Origin of the sequence: Mycobacterium sp. (assembly GCF_049585075.1) — a bacterium.
In the GTDB taxonomy this organism is placed as follows: Bacteria; Actinomycetota; Actinomycetes; order Mycobacteriales; family Mycobacteriaceae; genus Mycobacterium.
Genome location: NZ_JBAUZA010000339.1, coordinates 1 through 3,911 on the forward strand (window position 1 = coordinate 1; position 3,911 = coordinate 3,911).

At 61.9% G+C, this 3,911-nt stretch carries 4 protein-coding genes and 1 pseudogene; 1 reads left to right on the forward strand and 4 read right to left on the reverse strand.

Annotated features, from left to right (window positions below; all coding sequences use genetic code 11):
• The 4 genes and pseudogenes from WB785_RS15960 to WB785_RS15975 form a co-directional block, all read right to left on the reverse strand.
• Positions 1-813, reverse strand: a pseudogene (locus tag WB785_RS15960) (hypothetical protein); the annotation flags it as partial.
• A gap of 155 nt (positions 814-968) precedes the next feature.
• On the reverse strand, positions 969-1,709 hold the full coding sequence (locus WB785_RS15965; RefSeq protein WP_424080292.1) for a nitroreductase family protein: 741 nt from the start codon (positions 1,707-1,709) through the stop codon (positions 969-971).
• Positions 1,710-1,745: 36 nt separating this feature from the next.
• Positions 1,746-2,246 (reverse strand): DUF2505 domain-containing protein, encoded by a 501-nt coding sequence (locus tag WB785_RS15970; RefSeq protein ID WP_424080293.1) that lies wholly within the window; start codon positions 2,244-2,246, stop codon positions 1,746-1,748.
• An 18-nt stretch (positions 2,247-2,264) separates the two neighbouring features.
• Complete coding sequence (locus tag WB785_RS15975; protein WP_424080294.1) at positions 2,265-2,948, reverse strand: flavodoxin family protein; 684 nt, start codon at positions 2,946-2,948, stop codon at positions 2,265-2,267.
• 41 nt (positions 2,949-2,989) lie between these two features.
• On the opposite strand from WB785_RS15975, the gene WB785_RS15980 reads away from it, so the two are divergent.
• Positions 2,990-3,820: a class I SAM-dependent methyltransferase gene (locus WB785_RS15980; protein ID WP_424080295.1), complete on the forward strand. Its 831-nt coding sequence runs from the start codon at positions 2,990-2,992 to the stop codon at positions 3,818-3,820.
• Positions 3,821-3,911: the final 91 nt, after the last annotated feature.

Consider the following 3,911-nt stretch of genomic DNA (forward strand, 5'->3'; position numbering starts at 1 on the left):
CGGAATCTCGAAACCATTGAAGTAGTCCTCGCCGACCGGGGCCTGCAAGTCATTTATCCAGTTCTCGATCGGCACCCACGGCTGCAGCGTGTACGTCAAACCCGACCATGGCATCGCGTCGCCGGGACCGGTACCCGGGATATTGTCAAAAATTGGGTAGGCCGGTCCACTCGGGTCGGTGCTGCCGTCTGCCGCCGGATCGAAGGTGTACCCAGCAAGCAGCTGATCCAACGATACTTTGAACCAGTTGTCGAACAGCGGAAACTCCTGCTGGCCAGTGAGGATCTGCGACAACCACAGAGTCCAGTCGACACCGCTGATGCCGGTGATCGGGCTGGTGGGCGACACCGGCAAACAGTCCATCGCATCACAGCCGGAACTCGTAGGTAGCGTGGCGGCGACCAACCCCCACAACTGCTGACCAAGGCCCCCGTCGAAGTCGGTTTCGGGTGCATTGATTCCGCTGAGTCCGTCGAACGGAACGAGGAAGTTCACCACCGACATGTAGTGGCTTGGGTCCCCAGGGTCCACACCCCATAAATTCGTGTTACTCACCACGAACCACGGACCGCTGTTGAACAACGATTGCGCGGCGTAGGTCACCGCGTCGACCTCGCTGCTGGGGATGTTGACGATCTCCTGAAACAGGTTGAAGGGAATGTTGAAGATAGAGTCGCCGGCGTCGACCAGACGCATCTCGATGTTGCGGATAGGAAGCTGTGCCGCCTCCGAGGCCAGCGGGGTGACGGCGACGAGGCTCGCCACCGCTAACACCGCACCTGCCATGACATACGGGCGCCCCGCGACGTGCACTACCGCTCCCCCTTGGTCGACTTAGCTGAATGGCACCTGAAGCTAATCGCAGAAAGTTTCAGCCGGCATCATCGAAGGGGCGATCTCTTGGCAAACTCATATTTCTCTGGCCAACGTCATATGTGGCAGGCGCGCCTATGAAAAGCGTTGGCCGATCAGGCCTTTAGCCAGACCCGGTTGCCATAGGTGTCGAGATGCGCCACCTGCTCGACCGGTTTGCGCGTCGTCGGCCCATAACGCCCCCGGGGCCAGCCGAGGGCCACCACGCAGCACGGCGTGACCGAGCGTGGTAGACGAAGAATTTTGCGTGCCCGCGCTGGCCGCCACAGCGGCAAGGTGATCAGCGACGCACCCAGGCCCATGGCGCGAGCGGCGAGCAACAAGTTCTGCACGCTCGGATAGATCGACCCCCAATATCCCGACACGGCGGCATGAGGCATGACCGAAAACGGCACGCGCCCTTCGCGAACGGTGAGTCGCAGGCAGGCGACCACCAAGACTGGGACCTCGGTGAAGTGGTCGACCTGCCATTGGGCCGCGCGGATGACCTTCGCTATCGACTCGTCGCGGTCGCCGGCACCTTTGAGCATCCCGCCGTAGGAGTACTTCCAGCCGTCGCGGTAGCGGCGGGCGAGCTTCTCCATCACGCAGCGGTCCTTGACGACGATGAACTCCCAGTTCTGCCCGTTGGCACCGGTCGGCGCGCGCAGCGCCAGTTCGATGCACTTCAACACCACTGCGTCGTCAACCGGGTCGGGATGAACACGTCGCACCGCGCGCTGAGTCATCATCGCGTCGAGCAGGGGCATGTTGAGGCCTGCGAGCGCCTCAGCCGTGGTTGGCGCGAACCGGAAGGCATCGGAATAGGGAGAGGCGGAATTCGGCTCGTCAGTCATGTGTCGTTTCCTACCTCAAAGTTTTCCGAACGGGCCTCACGCCTGCTCGGTGACCCATTTAGCGAGAAAGTGTGGAATGTCCGGAATTCCACGGGCGAATTCGCGCGCGATGAAACTTTCGATCGTGCCGCCGACCAACGGGACTTTGAATTCCACACTGCCCTCAAACGTCATGCGCGAGCCGGCCTTCGTCGGTGCCACTACTGCGGTACCGGAACCGGATCCCGGCGCACCGAACACCGCGACACTAATCTCCCCGCGGAGTTGACCGTCGACCGGTCGCCACGTCTCGGTGTGCCGCACTTTCAGGTCGCGGCGATAGAACTTGGACACGATCCCAGGCAACAGGTCGCGGCCCAGGTCCTGGGTGGTGACCACCCGCACGCTCTGGTCATCATCGACGTTTAAAGATTCCAGCGCGGTGCTGCCGTTAAGGGTCGCAAGCCGGGCCAGCCAATAGTCCTCGTCGCTAAACGCCGAATGAACCTGTTCGACAGTTGCTGGCGACTCGGCCGACACATCGAACGAACGCGGCATAGTAAACCGAACTCCTTATCACTTAGCGAACAACCCGTCCGCCAGGCGGGCCGCGAAAGTCCGCGTCTGTTCCAACTGCTCGGGTTGCACATTGGTCGGCGGGATGCGAAGACCCAGGTATTTCTGGCGGTACTCACCTGAACCCAGGTAGCTGGTCAGCGACAGCATGGAGCGAAGCGAGTCGCCCGGATAGGTGAAATGAATTTCGTCGACGTACCGGCCGCCCTGCTGCCCAGCGAGCTCACGTACCGCTTCGAGATTTTCCCGCCAGTATTGGCGGCACACCACGAAAACGGCGAACGGCTTACCGGACAACAACTTTCGCGCCTCATCCGATTTGAGGAAGGAGCGCATCGGCATGCTGACGGTCTGCCACCAGGTCGGCGAGCCGATGCAGATCAGGTCGTAGTCGCCGTTCCGCGCCTCGTCGGGAATTTTGATCTCACCTGTCTCACCGCGTTTCTGCGCCCCCAGCACGCTCATCATGTCGGGCCACACCCGCCGCATCGGGAAACGAGAGAATTTCTCCGCGTAACGCGGGTCGGTGAATTCGATCGCGGCCTTGTGCACCTCGCACCCACGGGCACGCAACACCTCCCCCGCCGCTTCGAGCACCTTTTGCGACTGCCCCGTGTAGGAGTAATAGAGCAGCAAAACCCGCGGTGGCCGTTCGCCGCCCCCGGCACCGGTCGTATCCGTCATGCCACCTCCATCGTCAAATCTCGCACAGTAGTCTTTGCGTGGTGACCGACAAAGTTTCCGTCGACCTCAGCGGTCCAGCGCAGACTATGCTGACCACGCTGTACTGCAAGGCATTGGATGCCGATTGGGATCAACCGATCTTGGGCGACGGGTTCGCCAAAGATGCTGTGGCCCGAATCGACTACGACTGGGGCGAACTCAAGGTCACCGACCGCTGGACGCCGCTGGTGACGGTGCGAACCGCCCAGTTCGACATCTGGGCCGCCCAGTTCCTGGCCGCTCATCCGCAAGCGACCGTGATCCACTTGGGCTGCGGTTTGGACAGCCGGGTTTTCCGGCTGGATCCGGGGCCCGGCGTGGAATGGTACGACGTCGACTACCCGGCGGTAATCTCGCTGCGCGAGAAAGTCTTTCCGAGCCGACCGCGCTACAACCTGGTGGCCACTGCGGCAACCGATCCGTCCTGGCTCGACCAAATCCCGGCTGGCCGCCCGACATTGCTGTTGGCCGAGGGCATCAGCATGTACCTGACAGAGGACGATGGCGTCGCCTTGCTGCAACACGTCGTCGACCGGTTCGGATCGGGCGAACTGCAGATCGACTTCTACAACTGGGTGATAGTCCGGTCGCAGAAAACGCACCGGTTGCAGCGCCAATCCGGTTCGACCCTGCACTGGGCCGTCAACCGTCCGGCCGACGTCACCACCCGAGTATCCGGAATTCGATTGCTGTCCGCCGTGACATTCTTCGACGCCAACACATTCGGCCGGGCGTCGGGCGTCTTCCGGCTGATGAGGCAGTTGGTCCGCGCTTTCCCGCCGCTGCGCCGAACGTTCCAGTACCACCGTTACGCCTTCGGGCCGGCTAGCTGACACTCAAATGCTGCTCGGCCACAGCGCAGAGCAGCGAATGAATTGCCTCGATCGACTTTTCCGGCTCTGGCCCATGCGAGTGGTATTCGAC